We start from the raw sequence: 19155 nt of genomic DNA on the forward strand, positions 1-19155 counted from the left end.
GAACGCGGAGCGTCCCTGGCGGCGTTCCCGGGGCGTGGGAACGATCATGTACGCCGGCAAACGCAAAACGCCCCGCAAGCGGGGCGTCTGTTCAACCAGTGTTGCTTGTGTCAGCGAATACCTGCGTTACGCAACGCCGCCGGCGTGAAGTCTGCCAGTTTGGTGCGGGCGCCGTACTGAGGCGCCGATTTCGCTTCGTTGCTCATGGTAGCGACGATGTAGCGACCGGCCAGAAGGTCGTAGAACCCCTGGGCGGCAGGTGCATTCAAGCTTTTTTCATAGTTGTTGTAGGTGTAGTTTTCACCGACGCGCCACAGTTGGCCGCGGCCGTCGTAATGGTCCACCTCGGAGAGTACCCAGGTGTCTTCATCGAAATACATGTCGCGCTTGGCGTAGATATGCCGTTCGCCCGCCTTCAGTGTCGCCTGCACGTGCCACACGCGATGCAGCTCGTAGCGGGTCAAGTCCTGGTTGATATGGCCAGGCTTGATGACGTCCGCGTACTTCAGGTTTGGCGACTGCAGCTTGTAGTTGTTGTAGGGAATGTACATCTCCTTCTTGCCGATCAGCTTCCAGTCATAGCGATCGGGCGAGCCGTTCATCATGTCGGCGTTGTCGGAAGTGCGCATGCCATCCGAGGCCAGTCCAGGAGCATCGTAGGCCAGCTGTGGCGCGCGGCGAACACGGCGCTGACCGGCGTTGTAGGTCCAGGCCTTGCGCGGCTCGGTGACCTGGTCGATGGTTTCATGGGCCATGGACACCGTGCCGGCCAGGCGCGCCGGCGCGTCGACGGCGAAAATGTAGTAATAGAGGATGTTCTTCTCGGCTTGCAGGTCCACGCCCTCCATGTATTGCGGGAAGCTGTTCTGGTCGTGCGTCTCGACGATGGTGTAGTCACCATTGACCTGCGGCACCGCCTGGACCGACCAGCGCTCGACGTTCTCGCCGCGAAAGCGCGTTACAAAGTTCCAGTAGACCTCGACGCCACTCTTGGGGATCGGGAAGGCGTAGTAACGCGAATCGGCGAAATTAGCCAAGCCAGTACCGTCGTTGACCAACTGCACATTGACCGCACTTTTCTTCGCGGCCGCGTAGATGCCCACAGGCGCCGCAGCGGTACGGTGACTGGGATAGACCGGAATTTTGTAAGTGTCCGGATAGCGCTGGAACATGGCGAGCTGGCCGGGTGTCAGCTTGTCCTTGTATTGCTGGGCGTTGGCCGCAGTGATGGTGAACAGCGGCTTCTCGTTCTTGAAGGGGTCGCCCAGGAAACCCTTGGCGTCCACCGGCGCGGCGCCGGGCTTGAGGCCGCCATCCCACGCGGGAATGCTCTTGTCGGCGTTGCCTTCCTTTTGCGCGCCCAGTGGCGTCAACGAAGTGCCAAGCTGTGCCGCTTCCTGTTCGCTGACGGCGGCCATGACGCCGCTGGCCAGCAGGGAGAGCGCCAGGCCTGCGCAGGTGATGATCTTGCTTGCTTTCATGGATGTACCCTCTGTCTGTTGCGGCTCAGAAGTTGACGCCGAAGCTGAGCGAGACGAAGTCCCGGTCTGTGGTGGTGTTGAATTGGCCGCCGAAGAAGTCCGTGTAGCTCAGGCTTGCGGTGTAGGTGGAGAGGTAGTCGGCATCCACGCCGACGCTGACGGCCTTCGCGCCTTCCTCGAAGTTCGGGCCCCAGCCGTCCACGTCATGGGACCAGGCCAGGTTCGGCGAGAGGTTGATGCCGGCGATGACGTTGGTGTAGTCCAGCTTCGCTCGCGCTCGATAACCCCAGGAATCGGTGGTGTAGAAGCCGTGGCTGTTGCACTCCTTCTGCGGGTTGGTCGCGGTGGCGCAGACGCTGGCATTCTGGGTACCGGGGAATTCACCGGCGCCAAACACCGGGCTACGGCCAAAACGGATATCGGTGCCATCCGCCGAGCCAAGGCCATTGATGCGGTTGTAGCCGACTTCGCCGACCAGGGTCAGGCGGCTGGCACCCAGGATCTGATCGAAGAACTGCGTGGCCGTCACCTGCGCCTGCATCACCGGCATCCGTTTGTAGCCAGGCAGGTCACCGCCCAGCGCCTGCGCGGTTTCGCCGGAGGTAAAGACCGGAGAGGTCTGGGTAGTGAAATTGGTATCGGTGGATTGGATCGCTGCCAGGTTCAGGTCGGCGGTGTTGATTTGCAGCGGCATGTTCGGGCGGTAGCTCAGCTCGCCACCGACGGAGGTTTCGCCCAGGGTGGTCTGGAAACTCAGCCCATAAAGGCGGATGTCTTCCGGATAATCGACGAAGTAGCGCGCGGCACGTACCCGGTCGAACTGGTTCTGCGCCACGCCCAGTGCCCGTGCAGCGGGTGGCAGGGCGCCCACCTGGGCCGCGGTGATCGGCGCGACGGTGGTTTGCTTGAAGCTAAGGTAAGGGTTGCGGCTGTGGTAGTTCATGGCATAGAAGCCGAACTCGGTGTCGTGCAGGTCCGGGGCGAACCAGCGCAAGGCGATGCCGTATTGGCCACTGTCCCGCGGATCGTTGTCCTTGACGCGGGGCATGTAGACGTCGTCCACCACGCGGCCGCTGAGAATCTGCGCCGCGGTCGCGGTGTTGTTGGCTACGCCTGGGGCGAGGTCGGGGCCGGCGAACACCAGGCGATCGTTGCAGCCCTGGGGCAGGGGATCGGAACCGAAGAAGGTGCCGCAGTTATCGACCACCGAATTGGCCCATTGGATCTGGTAGAAGCCCTCGACGGTAAGGTTCTCCGCCAGGCCCTGGGACAAATAGAGCATGTTGACCGGGATCAGGCCTTCCTTCACTTCCGCGCCAGGGCGGCGCAAGGCGGCGACGTCGACCGGGTTGATGCTGTTGATCGAGTTGCCGATGAAGGTGCTCTCGCCCCAGCTCACCACCTGTTTACCCAGGCGCACGTTGCCCGGCAGGTCGCCCAGGTTGTAGTTGTGATAGATGAAGGCGTCGAGGAACTCCGCCCCCGAAGACTTGGCCAGGTCATCGCGGCCGCTGTCGTCGATGTCGTAGAACCGACGGTGCTCGTCCTTCAGTTCGAAGTCATACCAATACTTGCCGCGCACGAAGACGCCGCTGTCGCCGTACTTCAGTTCAAGGTCATGCACGCCCTTGAAGATCTTCGAGAAGGTTTCTCCCTTCTTGAAGTTCTGCCGGTTGTCATCCGCTGTGCGAGTGGCCGATTCACCCCGAAGGCCAAGGGTGTTGGCGGCGTTGATGAATTTGGGGTCAGGCCCACGTACGGCCCAACTGGAACCGATGGATAGGGATGAATCGAACTGACCTTCGATTTCGCCGATCTGGAAGTCGACAGCGTTGGCACCGGCGCACGACCCAAGGCCCACGGCCAAGGCCAGCAGGTGAGGGCGCAACTCGATGGGAAAAGTGGTGGTGGACCACTGGCGTCGGGAGCTCTTATGTCTTGCGAAAGTCACGTGTTGGTTACCCCTTTGATCTTGTTGTTCTTGTGTACCGCCACGCAACGCTAACGCCACTGCCTTTTGTGCCTCCCCCTCGAGTGGGGGGGGATCCCCCTCCACTGGTCGCGCCCCCCGATTGCTTTGCGCATGGCCTTGAAGCCCCCTCCACCGGAGGGGGTATGGGGGCGTGCGGTGTACGTGACCATCGTTCGACGGTTTGCTGCGCTCGCTCCAGGCTGGGGCGTGCGGCACAGGCCTGATAACTGACCTTGGAGAAAGTGATGTCCCAGAAAGTAATTGTTGCCGGTGTCGGCATGATCCCCTTTGCCAAGCCCGGCCAGAGCGGTACCTACGTCGAGATGGGCGCGCAAGCCATTCGCCAGGCGCTGCAGGATGCCGGCCTGGATTACCGCAAGGTGCAGCAGGCCTACGCCGGTTATGTGTACGGCGACTCCACCAGCGGCCAGTCGGCGCTCTACGAGGTGGGCCTGACCGGTATTCCGGTAATCAACGTCAACAACAACTGCGGCAGCGGCTCTTCCGCGCTCTATCTGGCGCGCCAGGCGGTGGAAAGCGGTGCGGTGGATTGCGCACTGGCGTTTGGCTTTGAGCAGATGCAGCCCGGCGCCCTCAAATCCCATTGGCTTGATCGGCCGATCACGTATGGCAAGGGCCATGAAGTGGCTGACGCGATCTTCCCTGAAGGCCGTGAAATGCCGGACGCCCTGAAGTTCTTCGGCGGCGCGGGCAAAGAGCACATGGAGAAATACGGCACGAAGATGGAAACCTTCGCCGCCATTCGCGCCAAGGCCAGCCGCCATGGTGCGAACAACCCGTTGTCGGTATTCAAGAAGGTACTGACGACCGAAGAAGTCATGGCCGACCAGGTGATTTTCCCGGGCGTCATGACCCGTCTGATGGCGTGCCCGCCGACCTGTGGCGGTGCTGCAACCATTCTGGTTTCTGAGCGTTTCGCCAAACAACACGGTTTGCGTACCGATGTCTGCATCCTGGCCCAGTCCCTGGTGACCGACCAGCCGCAAGCTTTCGAACCGCGTTCGCTGATCAGCATCGTCGGCGTTGGCATGACTCGTCAGGCGTCCACTGAAGTCTACGAAAAAGCGGGCGTCGGCCCGGAAGACATCCGCATCTGCGAACTGCACGACTGCTTCGCCCACAACGAGTTGTTGACCTATGAAGGCCTGGGTTTCTGCCCGGAAGGCGGTGCCGAAAAATTCGTCATGGACGGCGACAACACGTATGGCGGGCAAGTGGTGATCAATCCGTCCGGCGGTCTGCTGTCCAAAGGTCACCCGCTGGGCGCCACCGGCCTGGCCCAATGCTACGAGCTGACCCATCAGCTTCGCGGCACCGCCGACAAACGCCAGGTCGACAATATCCAGCACGCCTTGCAGCACAACCTGGGCTTGGGCGGCGCGGGCATCGTGACGCTTTTCGGCCGCGGCTGATGACACGGCGTGCCTGTCGAGGGCGCGCCTTTTTCTCACAATGAGGACTGCGTGACATGCCAGACAAGAGTCTGATCGGCCGCTCATTGGGCGTGACCACTTGCGAAGTTGAAAAGGGGCGCCTGCGCTTTTTCGCCAAGGCCATCGGCGAAACCGACCCGGTGTACACCGACGAAGATGCCGCCCGAAACGCCGGGCACAGCTCATTGCCGGTACCGCCCAGTTTCCTGATGTGCCTGGAAGACGAAGGGCGCGACAGCGACCATATCGTCCAGGACATATTCGGCTTCGACCTGGGGCGCATCCTGCATGCCGAACAGGGGTTCGACTATCACGGCCTGGCCTATGCCGGCGACGTGCTCACCTTCGACACCCGGGTGGTGGATGTCTACGAGAAGAAAGGCGGGGCGCTGACCTTCGTGGTGCAACAAACCCGTGTCACCAACCAGGAAGGTCAGCACATCGCTGATATCCGCTCTTCACTCGTGCAACGCTGAGGAACCCGTCATGAACTTGCCCCAGCTGCACGATGTGCAGATCGGCTTTGAGCTGCCGCCGCTGGTTTTACCTGCTATCAACCGTACTACCCTGGCGTTGTATGCGGGCGCCTCGGGTGATCACAACCAGGTGCACATCGACCTGGATTTCGCCCGCAAGGCCCGTCAGCCCGATGTCTTTGCCCACGGCATGCTCTCGGTGGCCTACCTCGGCCGCCTGCTCACCGCCTGGATACCGCAGCAGCAGATCCGCAGCCTGGCAGTGCGCTTCACCGGCATTACCCAACTGGGTCACATCCCCACGTGCCACGGCAAGGTCATTGAGCTGTTCGAGGTCGATGGCGAACGACGTGCGCGCCTGGCGATTCGCTGTGTCAATCAGTACGGCGACGAAAAACTGCTCGGCGAAGCGACCGTGGCACTCACCTGAAATCCAACAAAAACAAGGTATATCCCCATGAAAAAGCTCGAAGGCAAAGTCGCCCTGGTCACCGGTTCCGGTCGTGGCATCGGGCGCAGTGTCGCCCTTAAACTGGCCAGCGACGGCGCGCGCGTCGTGGTCAACGACCTGGACGCCGGCCCCGCTGAAGAAGTGGTTGCGCAAATCCGTGCCCTGGGTGGTGAAGCCGTTGCGTGTGTCGGCAGCGTCACTGCGGCCGACTTTGCCGACCGCTTCGTCAAGACCGCGGTCGACAACTATGGCGCCATTGACATCATCGTCAACAACGCCGGCTACACCTGGGACAACGTGATCCAGAAGATGAGCGATGAGCAGTGGTACGCGATCATCGACTGTCACATCACTGCGCCGTTTCGCATCCTGCGCGCTGCCCAGCCGATCATCAGCGCCATGGCCAAGAAAGAGGCGGCCGAAGGTCGAGTGGTCAATCGCAAGGTGGTCAATATCGCGTCGACGTCCGCTGGCGGTAACCCAGGCCAGGTCAACTACTCCACGGCCAAGGCTGGCGTGCTGGGCATGACCAAATGCCTGGCCAAGGAATGGGGGCGCATGAAGGTCAACGTCAATGCGGTGGCCTTTGGTCATATCGAAACCCGCCAGACCCAGCCGGTGGAGGGTGACCCGCACTTCATCAACATCGAAGGTCGCGAGATCAAGGTGGGCATCAGCCCCGCCATTGTCGAACAGTCCAAAAGCATGATTCCACTGGGTCGCCCAGGCAACACCGAGGAGGCTGCTGGCGCGGTGTACCTGTTCTGCATCCCGGAATCGGATTACGTCAGCGGCCAGGTACTGGTCTGCGGCGGTGGTCTGGGTAACGTCTGAGTACAGGGCGGGGCGTTTCGGCGCTCCGCCTTGCCTGCGTTCCCGATGGTGTACATATCCGGTTCGGCGGCTGGCGTTTCCGCTTTTACAGCTACTCACTTGGTAGAACCTGTAGGAGCGAGCATGCTCGCGATGAGCCTGAGAGCACCGAGGGGTATCAGGTGCCCAGTGTTATCGTTGAAGACCCTCGCGAGCATGCTCGCTCCTACAGGGCCTCGCGCGCCGGTTTGATCGTTCCCACGCTCGGCGTGGGAACGATCATGAGGCATCAGGCCTGCAGTCAGATCGCCTGCTTGTCTTCAACCTTCGGTGCGAGCGGTTTTCGGCCAACGCGTCGACCTTTCGCTACCTTCGGTGCCTGTTGTGCCAAGCCCTTCATCTCCTCGTACGAATCCATAAGACACTGCGCGAGAAAGTCCGGGTCGGGAACGACGTTCGGTGAGCTGGTCAGTGAAATGAACATCTTCCCGCAGTAGCTGGAGGGGTTCCAGATCAACGACAGTCCATCGACCAGCGGGCCGACACCGCACCAATACACCAGCTTGGCGCCGAGCATGTAGAGCGGCACATTGGGGCCGGGGACGTTGGTCACCATGCAATTGTGCAGGATCACCGGGCCCTTGCCGCCCATGCCCATCAACGTCGCCAGGCGACCGGCCAGGCCCAGGGTGGCGGGGGGCGCGAATTTCTGCAGGTTGGTCAGGTCGCTTGCACCAACTGCATTCTGGATCGCCTTGGATTGCGAGGTGGCAACCTGCAACGCCTCCAGGCGGGCGACCGGGTCTTCGATGTCTGTGCGCAGGGGGAAGGTCAGCATTGACACAGTGTTGCCGGCGGCGACGCTTTCATTGCCCTGGCGGGTGTTGACCGGTGCCAGGGTCACCAACGATTTCTCTGGCAGTTCATCCTTCGCGATCAGGTAGCGACGCATCGCGCCGCCGACCAAGGCCAGTACCGCATCGTTAACCGTGGCCCCGGGCACCAGGCTCTTGATCTGTTTCACTACGCCCAGATCGAGCGTGACCGAATCCCAGACCCGGCTGGACGTCACGTTACTGTTGAAGCGGGTGCGCGGCGCGCCGCCTTCGGAGCCCAATACCGAATAGGCCATTTTGCGCAGGCTGGCCATGGTGAGCTTGGGCAGCACGCGCGCCAACGGCAGGGCCATGCGCGCGCAGGACATGGCGTTGTCGGTCAGCATGCGGCTGAGCGTGTCCAGCGGTCCCCGGCCCGTCGGCAAGCTCTCCGCTGCGCTCGCCTTGTCCACCACTGCAACGGGCTTGCCCTGCGCGCCGGCCACATCGTGCAGGGCCCAGGTCAGTTCCGCTGCGGCGGCGCCATCCATCGCAGCGTGGTGGGTCTTGGTGAGAATGGCGAAGCTGCCCTTGGGGATGCCCTCGATGTTGTCGAGGCCTTCGATGACGTACATCTCCCAGGGTGCCCGGGAAAGATCCACGGAGCGGGCATGGATACGCGACACCATGATGCAGAACTGGCGCCAGTCGCCCGGTTTGGGCAGCGCGAAATGGCGAACGTGGAAGTCGATGTCGAACAGATCGTCTTCCACCCAATAGGGATAACCGAGACCGAAGGGCACCTGGACGATCTTGCGCTTGAACACCGGCGAGACGTCCAGGCGCTCGGAGATATGCTGGACGATCTGCCGAAAGCCGAGGCGTTGCCCCTCTACCGTGGACTGATCGTAGATGTAGATCATGGTGCAGTGCGACGCGGCATGCGGACGATCGACTTTCAGGAACAGGGCGTCTAACCCGCTCAGTTTGCTCATCGTTGAGGCTCTCGCTAGGTAGTAGTTGTGGAATGCCCGAGAGCTGTCGATCGTGCTCGTCCGGGCCCCGTCAATGCGACGAAGGTCGACGACTGTCAGATTCGTCGATCTGCGGGTGCCCGGTCCCCCTGCAAAAGGGGGGGAGTACCTGGCTGGCGCGGTCTTTATCCTGCACGCTGTCGCAGGGGCCTGTGCGCGTCGTCGGGACGCGCAAGCTGACCCTCGGCCGCAGAGGAGTTTTGTGTGTTGATTGAAGAACGCTGCGCGAGTGTGCAACAGTCAGGCGATTCACTCAGTCCCTGGTGGGAGCGTTTGCCCGAAGACTTCTGGCGGCAGGCCGATGGCACTGAACTGGATCCCCGACACCCCTTGAAGATCCATGGCACTGCCGCTATCGAACGAGTGATGCGCACCGCCTTGTCGACTACGGTCGCGGCAAGCGCCCTGGCGACGCTATCCAGGCCTGGCCGTTTGCAGCGTGAATTCGAGGCACTGAGTTTCTACGAACCGCTGGCGCGCGCCGCCGACGCCTCGCGGGTATTTCTGCCGCCGCCAAAGGACATCGTGATCGCGCAGCGCGAGTTGCCCGGCAAGGACATCCGCCGCCTGCAGTTGCGTTTCGCAAGCCCATTCAAACCACTCAACCCGTACGCCCGCCCGCAGTTCGAGTCCATGCAGCGCAACGCCTACGCACATGCGCAGCACTGGTGCCATGGCGATCGGCCGCGACCGACGCTGATCGTCATCCATGGTTTCGCCGCTGACCCGCACTGGATCAATGCCCACGTCCTGTCGCTGGCCGGTTTTTACCGACGCGGCTACGACGTCCTGTTATTCACGTTTCCGCACCACGGCCCGCGCGCCGAACGCGGTAACTGGTTCAGCGGCCAGGGACTGTTCGGCAGTGGGCTGGCGGCGTTTAACGAGGCGCCGCTGCATGCGATCCACGACCTGAGGGTGTTCATCAGTTATCTGCAGGGGCGTGGCGTCGAGCAGATCGGTGTGACGGGCATTTCCCTGGGAGGTTACACCGCGGCGCTGCTGGCGGCCGTTGACGAGCGCCTGGCCTGGTGCGTGCCGATTGTGCCCGCGGTCAGCCCGATCGATGCGTTCCTTGAGTGGCAACCCACGGGGCTACTGCTTTCCCGGCTGATGCGCAGCCAGGGCATTGGCGTGGCGCAAATGCGCGGGTTATTGGCCGTGCACAACCCGCTGACCTACGCCCCGTGCCTGGACGGCGAGCGCATGCTGGTCATCGGCGGCGCGGGAGACCGGGTCACCTTGCCACGACATGTGCGCCTGCTGCACCAGCACTGGCCGGGCAGCGAGATGCACTGGTTTGCGGGCAACCACATCCTGCATCTGGGCCGGGGTGAGTACCTGGCACGCATGGGTCAATTGATGGATCGTTACGCTGGCACCTTGTAGGCGCGAGCCTGCTCGCTCCTACAAGATGCCGCGTTTCCCAAGTTCCTCGGCATAACCCGATACCCCTGTAGGAGCGAGCCTGCTCGCGATGGACGTTAACGAAAACACGGATTCCTGGATGAACTCGGCGTCTTCACACTCATCGCGAGCAGGCTCGCTCCTAAAGGTTATGGTTTATGCCTTGGAATCCCGTCGATCCTTCAGGGCGTGAGCCGGTATCCCGATCAGCAACACCAGCGCTCCTAGCACCATCACGAGCGCCATCACATCGAACGCCAGGTACAGGCTGCCAGTGGCGGATTTAATCGAGCCGACAGCGGCCTGGCTGAGCACGCCGGCAAGGTTGCCCAGGCTGCTGATGACTGCAATGCCACCTGCCGCACCGGCCTTGTTCAGCAAAGCCGGCGGGATCGTCCAGAACAGCGGTATTGCCGACAGCGCAGCAGCGGAGCCCAAGCTCATGAGAAAGATCGACAGCACCACATTGCCCTGCGCCAGGCCGAGCAGGGCAAAACTGCCCGCACCCACGATCATGGTCAGGCCCAGATGCCAGCGGCGTTCCATATGCCGGTCGGAACTGCGCCCCAGCAAATACATGGCGCACACCGCGACGATAAAGGGCAGGGCGGCCAGCATGCCGATCAGCTTCAGGTCTTCCAGGCCGAAGCCGCGGATCAGCGTCGGGATCCAGTAGGTCACGGTGTTTGAACCGCTGTAGATGCAAAAGTAGACGAGTCCGGCGATGTACATTCGAGGCTCGCGCAGCACGCCGCCGAAGTGACTGCCAACCGCGCCCGGCTCACTGCAAATGTCCTGGGCGATCTGGCGCTTTTCTTCAGCGGTCAGCCAATTGGACTGCTCGGGACGGTCAGTCAGCCAGAACCAGCCGAAGATGCCCAGTAGAATGGTGGGCGCGCCGGTCAGGATGAACAGCATTTGCCAGTCCTTGAACCCCAGCCAGCCATCCAGGTGGGTCATGATCACGCCAGACAGCGGTCCGCAAATGATCCCGGCCATCATGCCCGCCATCAACAATCCGGCCGTGACCCGCCCACGCAAGGACGCTGGCAACCAGTACGTCATGTACAGGATTATTCCCGGAAAGAACCCGGCCTCAGCCATGCCCAGCAGGAACCGTGCGGCGATCAATTGGTTGGCCGTGGTGACGAAGGCCGTCGCCACGGTGACCATGCCCCACAGCAACATGATGCGCGTGATGGTGCGGCGAGCGCCGACCCGTTGCATATACAGGTTGCTGGGGACCTCGAAGAGGATATAGCCGAGGTAGAAAATCCCCGCGCCGATACCGTAGGCAGCGTCGCTGAGCAGAATGTCCTCGGCCATGCGCAGCTTGGCAAACGACAGGTTTATACGGTCGATGGCATTGACGATGAACGCCAGCATCAGGAAGGGCATCAACCGCCACAGCACCTTGGCGTAGACGCGCCTCGTGCCAGGGTCTGCGCTAGCGATGTCTGGATACTGCGAGAGGGTGTCATTCATGTGTCGCTCCGACGCGGATAGTGGTGATTGGGAGACTTGAGGTTGTTCACACGACGAGCTCGATCAGGAACGGCCCCGGTCGGCGATTGGCCATGGCGAACAGTTCGTTGAAACGCTCCATGGTGTCGGCCCTTGCCGCTTCCACACCCATGCCCGTGGCGATCTGCACCCAGTCCAGGTCCGGGTTGCCGAGATCGAGCATGTTCATGGCGGTCGCACCGGCCGTGGCACCGACGTTGGCTAGTTCGAGTTGGAGGATGGCGTACTTGCGGTTGGCGAGGATCACTACGGTGACGTCGAGCCGCTCGCGGGCCATGGTCCACAGTGCCTGCGGCGTATACATGGCGGAACCGTCGGCCTGCAGGGCGACTACCCGTCGCTCGGGAGCGGCGACCGCGGCGCCGAGGGCCATAGGCAGGCCGTGACCGATGGCGCCACCGGTGTTCTGCAGCCAGTCATGGGGTGCGGCATGCCGGGTTCCTGGATAGAACGCATGGCCAAAGGTCGCGGCCTCATCGACCACGATCGCATGTTCCGGCAGCAGGACACTGAGTGACTGGGCGACCGCTGCGGAACTCAGCGGGCCGCTGCCGAGTTGGGTTTCGGCAGCGGTCTGGGGGCAGGTCAGCGGCGGCGCTGCCAGCTCCTCGGCCAAGCGGCGCAGAGCATCGGCCAGGTCCTCTTCCGGGCGCGCCAGCACGTGGACCGTGGCATCGTCTGCATAGGGCCGCGAGGATTTGCCCGGGTAGGCGAAAAAATTCGCGGGTGCCGGGGCGCCGACCAGGATGACATTGGCGATGCCGTCGAGCCGGGCGCGGGCGGCGTCTGCGAAGTAGGGTATCCGCTCGATCTCGAAGCGCCCGCGCCCGCGGGGTATGCGCGCGTTTTGCACCGGACAGAAGAGTTGCGCACCTGTCGCCGCCGCGATGCGCTGGGCATCGGCCATGGCATCCTCTGCCAGGGCACGACCGGCCACCAGCAACAGGCTGGGCCGGCCACTGCGCAAGGTGCGGGCGATATTCAGCAGCACATCGGGGGAAACGCGTGGCGCGGGTATCGACGGCATGGGTGCTGCGACCTGGCCGCCTGCATCCCAGCTGACATCAGAGGGCAGGATCAGGCTGGCGATGCCGCCCGGTGCGGTACAGGCAGCCTGGATCGCCGCCGCAGCGGCGGTTCCGACCGCGCCAACCTCTGTAGCGGTGCGCGTCCAGACCGAGACGGGACGTGCCCAACCTTCGACGTCGGCGGTCAGTGGCGTGTCGTACTGGCGGTGATGGGTGGCGTGGTCGCCAATGATGTTGATGACCGGCGAGTTCGCTCGTCGCGCGTTGTGCAGATTGGCCAGGCCGTTTGCCAGGCCGGGGCCGCAGTGCAGCAACGTGGCCGCAGGCTTGCCGGCAATGCGCGCATAGCCATCCGCCGCGCCGGTAACGACGCCTTCGAACAGGCCCAGCACGCAGCGCATGCCGGGGACGCGGTCGAGCGCGGCAACAAAATGCATTTCGCTGGTCCCGGGATTGGCGAAGCACGTGTCCACTCCACCTTCCAGCAGCGTGCGTACCAGGCTTTCGGCACCATTGATTGGCGCACAACGGTTGCTCATGTGTATTCCTCTTGGACTTGTTGTTGTAGGCGAGGTCGTTCGTAGGGCGAGTATAGGGATCGGGCGAGTGCGTTCGTTCCGGATTCGGGTGGTCGTTGTCGTGCTGCCAACCCTATGAAAAAAATAGGTTTATTCGTTTTTTGGGAAATAGGCTCAGCGACGCCTCCGGATAACGTGGCCCCCACTCTGAAGGAGGGGGGAGAGGGATTGAGACGAACCTCTACGGTATCGGTCTGGAGCCTCACGCCAGACGAGCGGAGGTCGTCAAAACCAAAACTGGAGAACCCTTGCGATGCTATCGATGGCATTCAATACCACCCGCTCGATCATCATCGAGCGCGGTGCCGCTACCCGTCTTGCCACGCAGGTGCTGGACCTGGGGGCCAGCTCTGTGCTGCTGGTGACCGACGCGGGCGTCATGGCAGCCGGGTTGCTCGAACCGGTGCTGAGTGGTTTTGCTGCAGCGGGCGTGCCGGTGCAGGTATTTGCCGAGGTACTGGCCGACCCGCCAGAGGCAGTGATTCTCGCTGCGGTTGAAGCGGGCAGGGCTTGCGGCGCCGATTGCGTGGTCGGATTTGGTGGCGGCAGTTCGCTGGATGCCGCCAAGCTGGCTGCGTTGCTGTTGCGCGGCGGCGAGGAGCTGGCGCAGATCTATGGCATCAACCAGAGCAAGGGCGCACGCCTGCCGCTGATCCTGGTGCCCACCACCGCCGGTACTGGCTCTGAGGTTACCGCTGTCTCGGTGGTCACCACCGGTGCCGGTGAAAAGAATGTGGTGATCTCGCCATCCCTGTTGCCAGACCTGGCGGTGCTGGATGCCGAACTGACGTTGGGGTTGCCAGCGCATATCACTGCCGCGACCGGTATTGATGCCATGGTCCATGCGGTGGAGGCCTACACCAGTCGCCACCTGAAAAACCCGCTCTCCGATTGCCTCGCCAAAGATGCCTTGCGCCTGCTCTGCGGTAGCCTGCATCAAGCCTGTCACGAGGGTGCCGACCTGGTCGCTCGGGAGAACATGTTGCTGGGTGCATGCCTGGCCGGCATGGCCTTTGCCAACTCACCGGTGGCTGCGGTGCACGCACTGGCCTACCCGATTGGCGCGCGTTTCCATGTGCCGCACGGGGTGTCCAACGCGCTGGTGCTGGGTGCGGTGATGCGCTTCAACCTGGAGGCGGCAGCGCCACTCTACGCGCAGCTCGCCGAGATCGTGCTGCCAAACGAGACGGGCAGCGAACTGCAGAGAGCACGCGCCCTGGCCGATTATCTGGGCGGGCTGGCCGGTGAACTGCAATTGCCGACCCGTTTGCGCGACGTGGGCATCGGTGAGGCCGATATCCAGGCACTGGCCGAGGATGCGATGAAGCAAGCGCGCCTGCTCGGCAACAACCCGCGCACGGTAAGCCAGGCGGACGTCCTGGCCATCTACCGGGAGGTGCTATGAGCAGCAAGGCCTACCGTCCCCGACGCGAAGATTTCCGGTGCTTCTATACCCTCGGCACACGTTGGGGTGACCACGATTCCTACGGTCATGTGCAGAACATCGTCTACTACTCGTTCTTCGATTCGGCGATCAGTCATTTCCTGGTGGAGCAGGGTACCCTGGACATCGACAGCAGCCCGGTCATCGGCCTGATCGTCGAGTCGAGCTGCACTTTCCTTTCACCCATCACCTTTCCCGACGTGGTGACGGTGGGTTTGCGCATCAGCCACCTGGGCAACAGCAGTGCGCGTTACGAGCTGGGCATCTTCCGCAACGACGAATCCGAAGCGTCGGCGCTGGGCTATGTCGTCTATGTGTACGTCGATCGCGCGAGTAACGTCTCGGTCGCGATACCTGAGGGGGTACGGGAGGCGTTGCGCCGGCTTGTCGACTGATCACCAACGTGGTTTCGAATAGTCCATCGACGCCACTGTGCATAGCGCACAGTGGTGTTGATGGGTTTGTATCCACGATCACAGGGACGGCAGCTGCCGCAACAGCCGTCAGTGCGAATGCCGTGGTTCGCCGCCGCTTCGGGCAATGACGCGCAAATGCAGGGTGGCCGGTTCCAGGCAGCCGCCCGTGGACAGCTGTCCGACCAGTTGCCGGTAAAGCTCTTGCCAAGGGGTTTGCGAAGCCTTGATGTTGGGCGTCCACTCGGCGCGGCGGCGGGCCATTTCGGCTTCGTCGACCAGCAGGTTCACCGATCTGGCGTTGAGGTCCACGCGCAGGCGGTCGTTGGTTTTCAGTAACGCCAGGCCACCGCCCACGGCCGCTTCCGGCGACATGTTGAGGATCGAAGGGCTGGCCGATGTGCCGCTCTGGCGACCGTCGCCAAGGCAGGGCAGGGAGTCGATACCTTGCTTGATCAGCGCTGCCGGGGGCGCCATATTCACCACTTCGGCACTGCCCGGGTAGCCCACGGTGCCCGCACCGCGAATGACCAGGATGCAGCGCTCATCGATGTCCAGCGCCGGGTCGTCGATCCGCGCGTGATAATCCTCCGGCCCTTCGAACACGATCGCCCGCGCTTCGAAGCTGTTTTCCGCGCCAGGCTCGGACAGGTAGGTCTTGCGAAAGGCTTCACCCACCACCGACATCTTCATGATCGCACTGTCGAAGAAGTTGCCGCTGAGCACGATGAAACCTGCGCGGTGCTTGAGTGGCGTTTCAAAGGGGTAGATCACATCGGCGTTACTGGTCAGCGTGCTGCTGACGATCTCGCCAATGCGCTTGCCGCTGACCGTGGCGCAGTCTTCGTGCAGGCGCCCGGCCTTTTTCAGTTCATGCATCACCGCCGGAACGCCGCCGGCGCGATGGAAACCTTCGCCAAGGTACTTGCCGGCCGGCATGCAATTGACCAGCAACGGTACGTCTTCGCCAATGCGTTGCCAGTCGTCGAGGCTCAGCTCGACGCCCATGTGCCGGGCGATGGCGATCAGGTGGGGAGGGCAGTTACTCGATGCCCCCAGTGCCGAGGCCACGGCGATGGCATTTTCGAAGGCCTCGCGGGTCATGATCTGCGAGGGCCGCACATCCTGCATCACCAGTTCGCAGATGCGCTTGCCGGTGGCGTAGGCCATTTGCCCGCGCTCGCGATACGGCGCCGGAATACTCGCGCAACCCGGTAGCGACATGCCCAGCGCTTCGGCCAGGGCGTTCATCGACAGGGCCGTGCCCATGGTGTTGCAGTGACCCACCGAAGGCGATGCCGCGGTAGTCATTTCCATGAAGCCTTCGTAATCGATTTCCCCGGCGGCCATCAGGTTGCGCGCATGCCAGAGCACGGTGCCGGAGCCGATCAATTCGCCTTTGTGGTGGCCGTCGAGCATCGGCCCGCCAGACAGGACAATGGAAGGAAGATCCGTGGTCGCGGCGGCCATCAGGCAGGCCGGGGTGGTCTTGTCGCAACCGGTGGTGAGCACGACACCATCGAGTGGATAGCCGTGGAGAATCTCCACCAGCCCCAGATAGGCCAGGTTACGATCCAGTGCGGCGGTCGGCCGGCGTGACTGTTCGGCGATCGGATGGACGGGGAACTCCATGGGGATCCCGCCCGCATCACGAATGCCGGCCTTGACCCGCTGCGCAAGTTCCAGATGATGACGGTTGCAAGGCGTCAGGTCGCTGCCCGTCTGGGCGATACCAATGATCGGACGTCCCGATTGCAGCTCTTCACGGGTCATGCCGTAGTTCATGTAGCGTTCGACATACAGGGCAGTCATGTCGGCGTGGGCAGGGTCATTGAACCATTGCTCGCTGCGCAGGCGACGTCCAGGCGTATCACTCATGATGCATTTCTCTCTTGTAATTGGATGAAGCGACACTCTTTTGCGGCATCAGCGTGCAAGCAGTCCACGGGAGGCCAGGTTACGCAGCAAGGCACTCACGCCAAAGGTCCATGGCGTTGCTTCGCAGCTGAGTGTCACCTCGTTGTGCAAACGACCAAGCAATGGGCTGCTGATACTGACCCGGTCTCCCACCTTGTGGGTGAAACCGCTGCCGACATGATCGCGATCTTCGGTCGGAGCGAACAGGGTACCGAGAAACAGCAGGAAACCATCGGGATATTGGTGATTGGCGTTGAGGGTCTGGTCGGCCAGGTCCTGTGGGTCACGGCTGATCTGGCTCATGGAACTCGATCCGTGCATGCGGTAGCCGTCCTCGCCTTGTACCTCAAGGTCGACCACGCAGGCGCGGACATCGTCCAGGCTGAAATGCTCATCGAACAGGCGGATGAAAGGCCCGATCGAGCAGGAGGCATTATTGTCCTTGGCCTTGCTCAGCAACAGCGCGCTACGGCCTTCGAAGTCGCGCAGATTGACGTCGTTGCCCAGGGTGGCACCGTGGATCTGCCCGCGGCTGTTGACCGCCAGCACCACTTCCGGTTCCGGGTTGTTCCACTGCGATCCGGGGTGAATGCCAATTCGGCTGCCACTGCCCACAGAGGCCAGCACCGGTGCCTTGGTGAAGATTTCCGCGTCCGGCCCGATACCCACTTCCAGATACTGTGACCACATGCCCTGTTCGATCAACAAGGCTTTCAAGTGCATGGCCTGTTCCGATCCCGGAACGATCGAGCGCAGGTTGTCGCCGATCACGCCGTGCACGGTGGCCCGCACAGCTTCGGCCTTGGCGGCATCGCCACCGGCCTGCTCCTCGATCACTCGCTCGATCATGCTGGCGGCGAAGGTCACGCCGGCCGCCTTGATCACTTGCAGATCCAGGGGCGCCAGCAAGTAAGGCCTGGACGGATCGGTGCCGGGGCCGGTGTTGGCCAGCAGGTCCTGGACACTGGCGATGAAAGTGCCGGGGGTCTGGCGTACTGCCGCGAGCGGGGCATCGGATTCAAGCAAGTCACTCAAGGTCGCGAAGCGCTCCGACAGGTCGAATACGCCGTCGGCGCGCAGGACGATCGGCGAAGGGCCGGCGATTCGCCCCGGCACCCAGGCACGGCCGATCAAGGTACCGGCCACGCCATCGACCGGCAGGGTGTTTTCGGGAGTAAGCATCAGCGACATGGCAATCTTCCTGGTTCGTAAAGGCTTCACGCTAGGGCGCACAGTCGATAAACTCCAATGAGATAATTTCAGTATTCGATAACGTGCAGTTATTGCTCGACGAGGGGTGCCCATGTCGGAACTTTCATTTTCCAGCGTTTGCGGATGGCTCAAATTCAGGCATTTGCAGCTGATCGATACCCTCGGGCGCACGCGCAACATGCACCTGGCAGCGCAACAGATGAATCTCAGCCAACCGGCCATCAGCAAGATGCTCAAGGAAATCGAAAGCCTGCTCGGTTTTGCCTTGTTCGAACGCCTGCCGCGCAGCATGCCGCCCACGGCGCTCGGTGAGCATGTGCTGCGCTATGCGCAGATTGCCCTGAACGATGCACGTTCGTTTGTCGAACAGATAAGCAGCCTGCGCGAGGGTGGTCACGGCCACCTCAGGATTGGCGGTATTTTCGCCGCCACCGCCGTGGCCTTGCCCGAGGCCATTTTGCAGATCAAGGAACGCTGGCCCTTACTGTCGATCGAGGTGGTGGAGCAAACCAGTAACCACCTGATGAAAATGCTCGAGGAAAAAAACCTCGACCTGGCCATCGCCCGGTTCACCGATCAAACCCAGCAGCAGCGCTACGACTTCCAGCCGCTGGCGCCCGAACCGTTCTGCATCGTGGTCAACGACCGTCATCCGCTGGCCGGTGCCGGACCTCTCTCATTGCAGCAATTGGTGGACTTGCCGTGGATTCTCTACCCGGTAGGCACGCCGATTCGCGGCCGCATGGAACTGGCATTCGCCGAAGCTGGCGTGGGCATGCCTCGCAACACCGTCGATACCATCTCCATGCAGACCTTCCTGCAGGTGCTGCAACGCGGGCCAATGATCGGCATGCTGCCCCATGCCATGGTCGATCCGCTGCTCAAGAGCGGCCAGCTCAAGACCCTGGATACACCACTGCACCTGGTGCCACAGGACTACGGCATCCTCACGCGCAAGGGCGAGCAACTGCTGGGGCCAGCCCTGGAGTTTGCCGAGATATTGAAAGAGAACGCCCGGCTGGCGGCGAGTTGAAAACGATCGCAATGCGGATAGACCTGCAGAAATTTGTGATTTTTTGTAGATGCCCCCAATCCCCTGTGGGCGATTGTTGTCGGAGTACATATCCATTGCTGCG

At 62.3% G+C, this 19155-nt stretch carries 15 protein-coding genes; 8 read left to right on the forward strand and 7 right to left on the reverse strand.

Features of this window, described 5'->3' with window-relative positions:
• Window positions 1-110: 110 nt before the first annotated feature.
• The gene (locus PG5_RS16780) at window positions 111-1481 is read right to left on the reverse strand and encodes a DUF1329 domain-containing protein (protein WP_020798312.1); all 1371 of its coding nucleotides are present in this window, start codon (window positions 1479-1481) and stop codon (window positions 111-113) included.
• A gap of 25 nt (window positions 1482-1506) precedes the next feature.
• On the reverse strand, window positions 1507-3375 hold the full coding sequence (locus PG5_RS16785; protein ID WP_042955452.1) for a DUF1302 domain-containing protein: 1869 nt from the start codon (window positions 3373-3375) through the stop codon (window positions 1507-1509).
• 323 nt (window positions 3376-3698) lie between these two features.
• On the opposite strand from PG5_RS16785, the gene PG5_RS16790 reads away from it, so the two are divergent.
• From PG5_RS16790 to PG5_RS16805, 4 genes are read left to right on the forward strand one after another with little or no spacing between them, the layout of a single operon-like run.
• A complete protein-coding gene (locus PG5_RS16790) occupies window positions 3699-4886 on the forward strand; it encodes a lipid-transfer protein (RefSeq protein WP_020798315.1) in 1188 nt (395 codons plus the stop codon).
• A 56-nt stretch (window positions 4887-4942) separates the two neighbouring features.
• A complete protein-coding gene (locus PG5_RS16795; RefSeq protein ID WP_020798316.1) occupies window positions 4943-5383 on the forward strand; it encodes a MaoC family dehydratase N-terminal domain-containing protein in 441 nt (146 codons plus the stop codon).
• A gap of 10 nt (window positions 5384-5393) precedes the next feature.
• Entirely contained in the window at window positions 5394-5813 is a 420-nt protein-coding gene (locus PG5_RS16800) for a MaoC/PaaZ C-terminal domain-containing protein (protein WP_020798317.1), read from the forward strand.
• A 27-nt stretch (window positions 5814-5840) separates the two neighbouring features.
• Complete coding sequence (locus PG5_RS16805) at window positions 5841-6668, forward strand: SDR family NAD(P)-dependent oxidoreductase (protein ID WP_020798318.1); 828 nt, start codon at window positions 5841-5843, stop codon at window positions 6666-6668.
• A 280-nt stretch (window positions 6669-6948) separates the two neighbouring features.
• Here PG5_RS16805 and PG5_RS16810 read toward each other — a convergent pair whose 3' ends face one another.
• Window positions 6949-8457 (reverse strand): wax ester/triacylglycerol synthase family O-acyltransferase, encoded by a 1509-nt coding sequence (locus tag PG5_RS16810; protein WP_020798319.1) that lies wholly within the window; start codon window positions 8455-8457, stop codon window positions 6949-6951.
• Between the two features lie 243 nt (window positions 8458-8700).
• Between PG5_RS16810 and PG5_RS16815 the strand changes: the two genes are divergently transcribed.
• On the forward strand, window positions 8701-9885 hold the full coding sequence (locus PG5_RS16815) for a S9 family peptidase (protein ID WP_020798320.1): 1185 nt from the start codon (window positions 8701-8703) through the stop codon (window positions 9883-9885).
• 174 nt (window positions 9886-10059) lie between these two features.
• On the opposite strand, the gene PG5_RS16820 is transcribed toward PG5_RS16815, so the two are convergent.
• Both PG5_RS16820 and PG5_RS16825 read right to left on the reverse strand, forming a co-directional pair.
• Window positions 10060-11388: an MFS transporter gene (locus PG5_RS16820; RefSeq protein WP_020798321.1), complete on the reverse strand. Its 1329-nt coding sequence runs from the start codon at window positions 11386-11388 to the stop codon at window positions 10060-10062.
• Window positions 11389-11434: 46 nt separating this feature from the next.
• Window positions 11435-12994 carry an acetolactate synthase large subunit gene (locus tag PG5_RS16825; protein WP_020798322.1) on the reverse strand — a complete coding sequence of 520 codons (1560 nt, stop codon included), beginning with the start codon at window positions 12992-12994 and terminating at the stop codon, window positions 11435-11437.
• Between the two features lie 292 nt (window positions 12995-13286).
• On the opposite strand from PG5_RS16825, the gene PG5_RS16830 reads away from it, so the two are divergent.
• Window positions 13287-14438, forward strand: a complete 1152-nt coding sequence (locus tag PG5_RS16830) for an iron-containing alcohol dehydrogenase (protein ID WP_020798323.1) — start codon at window positions 13287-13289, stop codon at window positions 14436-14438.
• Window positions 14435-14872, forward strand: coding sequence for a thioesterase family protein (locus PG5_RS16835; RefSeq protein WP_020798324.1), 438 nt, complete (start codon window positions 14435-14437; stop codon window positions 14870-14872). The genes PG5_RS16830 and PG5_RS16835 overlap by 4 nt, the downstream gene beginning before the upstream one ends.
• Before the next feature lie 108 nt (window positions 14873-14980).
• On the opposite strand, the gene PG5_RS16840 is transcribed toward PG5_RS16835, so the two are convergent.
• Both PG5_RS16840 and PG5_RS16845 read right to left on the reverse strand, forming a co-directional pair.
• Window positions 14981-16768, reverse strand: coding sequence for an IlvD/Edd family dehydratase (locus PG5_RS16840; protein WP_020798325.1), 1788 nt, complete (start codon window positions 16766-16768; stop codon window positions 14981-14983).
• A gap of 48 nt (window positions 16769-16816) precedes the next feature.
• Window positions 16817-17998, reverse strand: a complete 1182-nt coding sequence (locus PG5_RS16845; RefSeq protein WP_020798326.1) for a fumarylacetoacetate hydrolase family protein — start codon at window positions 17996-17998, stop codon at window positions 16817-16819.
• 112 nt (window positions 17999-18110) lie between these two features.
• Between PG5_RS16845 and PG5_RS16850 the strand changes: the two genes are divergently transcribed.
• Window positions 18111-19052: a LysR family transcriptional regulator gene (locus PG5_RS16850; RefSeq protein ID WP_020798327.1), complete on the forward strand. Its 942-nt coding sequence runs from the start codon at window positions 18111-18113 to the stop codon at window positions 19050-19052.
• Window positions 19053-19155: the final 103 nt, after the last annotated feature.

This window comes from Pseudomonas sp. G5(2012) (assembly GCF_000408945.1).
Lineage (GTDB): Bacteria > Pseudomonadota > Gammaproteobacteria > Pseudomonadales > Pseudomonadaceae > Aquipseudomonas > Aquipseudomonas umsongensis.

Bases quoted from the DNA above. Each gene is read 5' to 3' on its own strand.
- PG5_RS16780 (WP_020798312.1), bottom strand. From the start codon at position 1,481: ATGAAAGCAAGCAAGATCATCACCTGCGCAGGCCTGGCGCTCTCCCTG.
- PG5_RS16790 (WP_020798315.1), top strand. From the start codon at position 3,699: ATGTCCCAGAAAGTAATTGTTGCCGGTGTCGGCATGATCCCCTTTGCC.
- PG5_RS16795 (WP_020798316.1), top strand. From the start codon at position 4,943: ATGCCAGACAAGAGTCTGATCGGCCGCTCATTGGGCGTGACCACTTGC.
- PG5_RS16800 (WP_020798317.1), top strand. From the start codon at position 5,394: ATGAACTTGCCCCAGCTGCACGATGTGCAGATCGGCTTTGAGCTGCCG.
- PG5_RS16805 (WP_020798318.1), top strand. From the start codon at position 5,841: ATGAAAAAGCTCGAAGGCAAAGTCGCCCTGGTCACCGGTTCCGGTCGT.
- PG5_RS16810 (WP_020798319.1), bottom strand. From the start codon at position 8,457: ATGAGCAAACTGAGCGGGTTAGACGCCCTGTTCCTGAAAGTCGATCGT.
- PG5_RS16820 (WP_020798321.1), bottom strand. From the start codon at position 11,388: ATGAATGACACCCTCTCGCAGTATCCAGACATCGCTAGCGCAGACCCT.
- PG5_RS16825 (WP_020798322.1), bottom strand. From the start codon at position 12,994: ATGAGCAACCGTTGTGCGCCAATCAATGGTGCCGAAAGCCTGGTACGC.
- PG5_RS16830 (WP_020798323.1), top strand. From the start codon at position 13,287: ATGCTATCGATGGCATTCAATACCACCCGCTCGATCATCATCGAGCGC.
- PG5_RS16835 (WP_020798324.1), top strand. From the start codon at position 14,435: ATGAGCAGCAAGGCCTACCGTCCCCGACGCGAAGATTTCCGGTGCTTC.
- PG5_RS16840 (WP_020798325.1), bottom strand. From the start codon at position 16,768: ATGAGTGATACGCCTGGACGTCGCCTGCGCAGCGAGCAATGGTTCAAT.
- PG5_RS16845 (WP_020798326.1), bottom strand. From the start codon at position 17,998: ATGTCGCTGATGCTTACTCCCGAAAACACCCTGCCGGTCGATGGCGTG.
- PG5_RS16850 (WP_020798327.1), top strand. From the start codon at position 18,111: ATGTCGGAACTTTCATTTTCCAGCGTTTGCGGATGGCTCAAATTCAGG.